Source organism: Candidatus Laterigemmans baculatus (assembly GCF_010367455.1).
Classification (GTDB): Bacteria; Planctomycetota; Planctomycetia; order Pirellulales; family Pirellulaceae; genus Laterigemmans; species Laterigemmans baculatus.
Genome location: NZ_WRPR01000107.1, coordinates 1 through 6,276 on the forward strand (window position 1 = coordinate 1; position 6,276 = coordinate 6,276).

3 protein-coding genes are annotated in these 6,276 nt (G+C 65.5%); all 3 read left to right on the top strand.

Going from position 1 to position 6,276, the window contains the following annotated elements; all coding sequences use genetic code 11:
- Positions 1-913: 913 nt before the first annotated feature.
- Positions 914-3,205, top strand: a complete 2,292-nt coding sequence (locus GNK13_RS17975; RefSeq protein WP_164103940.1) for a PSD1 and planctomycete cytochrome C domain-containing protein — start codon at positions 914-916, stop codon at positions 3,203-3,205.
- 23 nt (positions 3,206-3,228) lie between these two features.
- Positions 3,229-4,773: a DUF1501 domain-containing protein gene (locus tag GNK13_RS17980; RefSeq protein ID WP_164103941.1), complete on the top strand. Its 1,545-nt coding sequence runs from the start codon at positions 3,229-3,231 to the stop codon at positions 4,771-4,773.
- A 94-nt stretch (positions 4,774-4,867) separates the two neighbouring features.
- Positions 4,868-6,276, top strand: a 1,409-nt coding sequence (locus GNK13_RS17985) for a hypothetical protein (RefSeq protein WP_164103942.1), incomplete at its 3' end; no start/stop codon positions are given.

The window sequence follows — 6,276 nt, forward strand, 5'->3', positions numbered from 1 at the left end:
GGTTTGCTCGTCGCCGTAGGTTTCCTGGGTTCTCCGGGCGCCGCAAAGGAAGGAAGGGCTGTGACCCCGTTTGCGCCCTCCGGGCGCCGCAAAGGAAGGAAGGGCTGTGACCCCGTTTGCGCCCGGGCTGTGACCCCGTTTGTGCCGTGACCCCGTTTGCGCCTCAAAGGGGGTCACAGCCCTGCGAGAAGGTTCGCTAAAGGACGCAGGTTCGCTGGCTTTCTCAGCTCTGATTTTGTGCCCAGATTGCCTCTGCGTTCCCGTATGGGGTCACCGCTCCCCGAAAGGGTCACAGCCTTTCTCAAGGGTTCGCCAAGCGGCGCTCCCCGAAGGGGTCACAGCCTTTCTGGACGGTTCGCCAAACGGTGCAGACTTCCTCGGTTTGCTCGTCGCCGTACGTTTCCTACGTTCTCCGGGCGCCGCAAAGGAAGGAAGGGCTGTGACCCCGTTTGCGCCGTGACCCTGCGCCCGGGCTGTGACCCCGTTTGCGCCGTGACCCCGTTTGTGCGCCCCAAAGGGGGTCACAGCCCTGCGCGCCCCAAAGGGGGTCACAGCCCTGCGAGAAGGTTCGCTAAAGGACGCAGGTTCGCTGGCTTTCTCAGCTCCGGTTTTGTGCCCAGATTGCCTCTGCGTTCCCGTAGGGGGTCACAGCCTTTCTGAGGGGTTCGCAAGACGGTGCAAGCTTCCTTGGTTTCCTCGTCGCCGTAGGTTTCCTGGGTTCTCCGGGCGCCGCAAAGGAAGGAAGGGCTGTGACCCCGTTTGGGAGCACTCCGGGCGCCGCAAAGGAAGGAAGGGTTGTGACCCCGTTTGGGAGCAAAAAAACTTTGAACTTCCCGCCGTTTGTCGATAGCCTTGCTGCTGGGGCGTTTGCCATCTGTTCTGGGACCGGCAGGGCGAGTGAGGCGACGAAACGATGAACTACGCCGCGACTCTCGCCGTGCTCTTCCTGCTCGGCTGCTCGCCGAGCCTGCTGCGAGCCGCGGATGGGGCATTGGCGGCTGAGCGTGGCCCGGCGGGCAACGGGGACGTCATCTTTTCACGCGACATTCAGCCCTTGATCAGCAAGCACTGCTTGCTCTGTCACGGGCCGGACGAGGCGGAAGGCGGAGTGCGGTTGGACGTCGCGGAGCTAGCCGCCGCTGCGGCCGATTCCGGGGCCCGGGCGATCGTCCCAGGCGACGCCGAGCAGAGCGAGCTGCTGCGGCGGGTGACCAGCAGCGATCTGTCGGAGCGGATGCCGCCAGACGGAGAGCCGCTGAGCGACGAGCAGGTTTCGCTGCTGCGGCAATGGATCGAGCAGGGAGCGGAGTACGAGCCGCACTGGTCGTACCGACCGGTCCGCAAACCCGGGCTCCCCAGCCTGCAAAGTGATGCGAACATCCGCAACCCGATCGACCGTTTCGTGCTCGCCCGGCTGGAACAAGCTGGCATCGACCCTTCCCCGGAGGCTGATCGGACAACGCTCATCCGGCGGCTCTATTACGATCTCCTCGGTTTACCACCCACGCCTCAGGAAGTGGACGCATTTGTCCGTGACTCGCGGCCCGCCGCCTATGAGCGATTAGTCGATCGGTTGCTCGCCTCGCCCCATTTCGGCGAACGCTGGGGACGCCATTGGCTCGACCGAGCACGGTACGCGGATTCCGATGGTTATGAGAAAGACCGGGCTCGCCTCCACGCTTGGCTGTACCGCGACTGGGTGCTCGATGCCATCAATCGCGATTTGCCGTTCGACCGGTTCACGATCGAGCAATTGGCTGGCGATCTGCTGCCCGAAGCCACGCCGCGGCAACGCTTGGCGACCGCCTTTCACCGACAGACCTTGACCAATACCGAAGGGGGGACCGACCAGGAGGAGTTCCGCGTCGAGGCCACGTTCGACCGCACCGAGACGACCGCGGCGGTTTGGATGGGGCTGACGATGACCTGCGCCCGCTGTCACACGCACAAGTACGACCAGATCACCCACCGCGAATACTATCAGCTGTTCGCCTTCTTCAACTCTGCCGACGAAGCGGAACTCGAGGTCGTGCGGAGCGAGCAGGAGCTGGTTGCGCTCAAGCCAGAGGCCGCTTCCGCTCCGGCGATCAAGATGGCAGTGCTGAATCCTGCCGAGCGAACGACCACGATTCTCGAGCGAGGCGACTTCTTGCAGCCCGCGAAGGAAGTGGCCAGCGGCGTGCTGGAAGTGCTCAGCCGAGTCCATCCGCTGCGGTCGCGGCACGCGGAGCCGTCTGCCGATCGGCTCGACTTGGCCCGGTGGTTGGTCGATCCCCAGCATCCGCTCGTGCCGCGCGTTGCGGTCAACGACGTCTGGGCCAGACTGTTTGGCAGCGGGATCGTCGCCACCGTCGAGGACTTTGGCGTCCGTGGCGATCAGCCGTCGCATCCCGAGTTGCTCGATTGGCTGGCGTGGAATTTCCCTCGGTCGATGGCGTGGAGCCGAAAGTCGCTGATCCGCACGATCGTCTTGAGCGCGACGTACCGTCAGGCATCGGTCTATCGGCCGGAGTTGCAGCGCATCGATCCGGCGAACCGTCTGCTCGCACGGCAGAACCGGGTTCGCGTCGAGGCCGAGATCGTGCGGGATCTGCACTTGGCCGCCAGCGGTTTGTTGAGCCACGAAGTGGGCGGCCCGAGCGTGTTTCCCCCCTTGCCGCCGGGAGTGGCGGAGCTGAGCTACGCGAACAACTTCAAGTGGCGGACGAGCAGCGGCGGAGACGGACACCGCCGCGGCATGTACACGTTCTTCAAAAGGACTGCTCCGCATCCCAACCTAGTCAGCTTCGACTGTCCCGATTCCAACACGACGTCGCTCGCGCGGGAAAGCAGCAACACGCCGCTGCAGGCGTTGACCACCTTGAACAACCAAGTCTTCGTCGCAGCGGCTCAGGCGATCGTGCAGCGGGTGATCGCCGAGGGGGGCGGCGATGATCGCACGCGGTTGGCTTACGCCCTCCAGTTGTGCATCGCCCGCACGCCCCGCGGCGAAGAGCTCGATCGCTTCCACGCTCTGCTGGAGACGGCCCGAGAGTACTACGCGGCCCATCCCGACGATGCCCAGGCGGTCGCGTCGCAGTATCCGACCGCCGAACTCCCCACGGCCCAGTTCGCTGCGGACGAGAATGCCGCGGCCGAGCATGCCGCGTGGGTGGTGACGCTGCGGATGGTGATGAATTTGGACGAGTTTCTTGTGCGAGATTGAAGCCGAGTGACGTGAAGAATCCGATGATCGCACGCCAAAGCCGGGGTCGCTCCGTCGATCCCGTCGCCCTCCGGACTCGCCGCGAGTTCCTCAACACGACCGCCAGTGGGCTGGGAATGGCCGCGATCGGAGCGATGCTCACCGAGGACGGTGTGTTGTCGGCCGCCGCAGCCGAGTCGACTGAAGCCGCCCTATCACACGGAGCCGCCACGGAGTTCGCCAATCCGCTGGCGCCGCGCCCGCCGCACTTCGAGCCGCAGGCGAAGGCGTGCATCTTCATCTTCATGGCGGGCGCTCCCTCGCACATCGATCTGTTCGATCCCAAACCAGTGCTCAACACGCGGCACGGCCAGCCGCTCCCCGAATCGATGCTCGAGACGGTGCGGTTCGCGTTCATCAAGAAGGACAAGGCGCTGCTGCAGGGTTCGCCCTACAAGTTTCAGCCTCACGGCCAGTGCGGCATGGAGCTGAGCGAGTTGCTGCCCCACTTGGGAAGCGTTGCCGACGATCTGCTGCTCGTTCGCTCGCTGCACACCGACCAGTTCAACCACCATCCCGGCCAGCTGATGATGCAGTGTGGCCGCGAGAGTTTCGGGCTGCCGACGATGGGCTCCTGGCTGACTTATGGCCTCGGGAGCGAATCGCAGAACTTGCCGGGCTACGTCGTGTTGACCAGCGGCCGCGGTTCCTCCGGCGGAGCCACGCTGTGGCAGTCTGGCTTCCTTCCGTCGACCCACGCCGGGGTCCTGTTCCGGAACGAGGGGGAGCCGATTCTCAACTTGAACAACCCGGCCGGAATTCCGCTCGAGCTGCAGCGGGCCGGCTTGGATGCACTCCGCGACGCGAACGGCCAGCGGTATGCCGAAGTTCACGATCCCGAGATCGCCGCCCGGATCGCGTCCTATGAATTGGCTTACCGGATGCAGACGGCAGCACCGGAGCTGATCGATTTGTCGCAGGAGAGTGCCGCGACGATCGAAGCGTATGGGCTGAACCGCACGGAGCCGGAGGGGCTCGGCGGCCGCGGCAAGCAAGGAGATACCTACAAGGGGTTTGCTCGCAACTGCTTGCTGGCTCGCCGGCTGATCGAACGGGGAGTGCGGTTCGTCAACATCATCTATGCCTCCTGGGACCATCACAGCAACATTCCCACTGAGCTGCCGTACAACGCGGGCTGCGTGGACCAGCCGATCGCGGCCTTGATCAAGGATCTCAAGCAGCGCGGCTTGCTCGATTCGACGATGGTCGTCTGGGGCACCGAGTTCGGTCGCACGCCCCTGGGAGAGAACCGCAGCGGCAAACGCGAAGTCGGCTCGGGGCGGGACCACCATCCCTATTCCTTCAGCATGGCCATGGCCGGTGGAGGTTTTCGAGGCGGGCAGGTGTATGGGGCGACCGACGAAATCGGCTGGAACGTCGTCGAGAAGCCAGTCCACATCAACGACTTGCACGCCACGATGCTGCATCAGTTCGGGCTCGACCATCTGCGGCTGACCCACCGCTTCCAGGGCCGCGATTTCCGGCTCACCGACGTCGGCGGCCGCGTCATCACCGACTGGCTCGCCTGAGGCCCCGGTTGGGAGACGTGGGGTTGATGTGGCTTTGGGGGCGGGATTTCGGTACCGTTCGCCGCCCCCTCAGCCGCCTTTTGCAGACCCTGCGATGCCTGCCGCACGCCGCCCCCACTTGGACGATCGACGCCGGTTGGTGATTTACAGCCAACGGTATTCCGCCGATGCGCCGGCCCAGGGCCAGCGGACGGCGGCTGTCGAAGCGTCGCTCCGGGGGGCCCGCAAGCCGGTTGCTGCATACGGCTGGCGCGTCCAGCGTCGGCTGCGGGCTCGCTTGTTCGGAGTTGTTCCGGTCCGTCGGCGAACGCTCCTGGCGGCCATCGCAGCCATTTTGGGAGCGGTCGTTCTGCTTGCACTGGGGCACTGGGCAGCGCTGTGGTGGCCGCCGGTGGCTCTCCGCCCGCCGCTGGCTCGCCCCCTGCGTCTGGACCGGCCCGATAGTTTTGGCGCCTGGTTCGGGGCGGCGATGATGGTCGCTGCGGCGGGCGGATCCTTTCTGATCTACCAACTCCGTCGCTACCGCGCCGACGATTACCGCGGGCATTACCGCATGTGGCGGCTCGCGATCGTGCTGTGCTTGCTGGCCAGCCTCGATGCGGTCGTGCATTTGGCGAGTTGGCTGGGTGCGGCGATCGACGTCGTGTTGGCGGAGCGGGATGTGTTGGCCGGTGCGGATTGGGTGCGGCTCCTGCTCTCGGTCGGTGGAGCTGCGTTCGGGCTGCGGATGTCGGTGGAGCTGGCACGCTGCCGGGCCGCGGCGGCGGCGATGATTTGCGCCCTGGCTCTGTTTGGAATCTCTTCAGCGACACACTGGAATCTGTTGCGGTTCGAAGCGGCGACGGCGGTCACGTGGTTGCCGATCGCACTGCTCGCCGGGCAAGGCATTTTTCTGACTTCGGTCGTGATCTACCTGAGGATGCTGTATCGCGAAGTCCGCAAGCTGGCGCCGAGTGAGCCCCTGAGTCAGCGACTCCGCAAGTTGGTCCCGGTCAGCCGGCCGAGCCGCCAGCGACGCCGCCGGGGCGAGCGGGACGCGGCTACCGAGGAGCCCCTGCCGGCGAAGCGGAAATCACCGCGACGAGCGAGCCAGGGTGCCGCCAAACGAGCCGAAGCCGAGGCATCGGAAGAGCCAGCCGATGGGGCGGGCGAGCCGTCCCGGTGGCGGCTGTGGCTCCGCTTAGGCCGCCGCAAGGCAGCTGGCGAGGAAGCGTCCACGGAAGAATCCTCCGCGGAAGAGACCGGCGAGTTCGAGGACGGCGACGCGGCTCCACGCCGCAGACGGTTCGGGCTCCCGTTTAGTCGTCGCCGCAAAGCTGCTGGCGAGGAAGCGTCCACAGAAGAATCGTCCGCGGAAGAGACTGGCGAGTTCGAGGACGGCGAGGCGGCTCCGCGCCGAAAGCGGTTCGGGCTCCCGTTTAGTCGTCGCCGCAAAGCAGCTGGCGAGGAAGCGTCCACGGAAGAATCGTCCGCGGAAGAGACCGGCGAGTTCGAGGACGGCGA

Bases quoted from the DNA above. Each gene is read 5' to 3' on its own strand.
- GNK13_RS17975 (WP_164103940.1), top strand. From the start codon at position 914: ATGAACTACGCCGCGACTCTCGCCGTGCTCTTCCTGCTCGGCTGCTCG.
- GNK13_RS17980 (WP_164103941.1), top strand. From the start codon at position 3,229: ATGATCGCACGCCAAAGCCGGGGTCGCTCCGTCGATCCCGTCGCCCTC.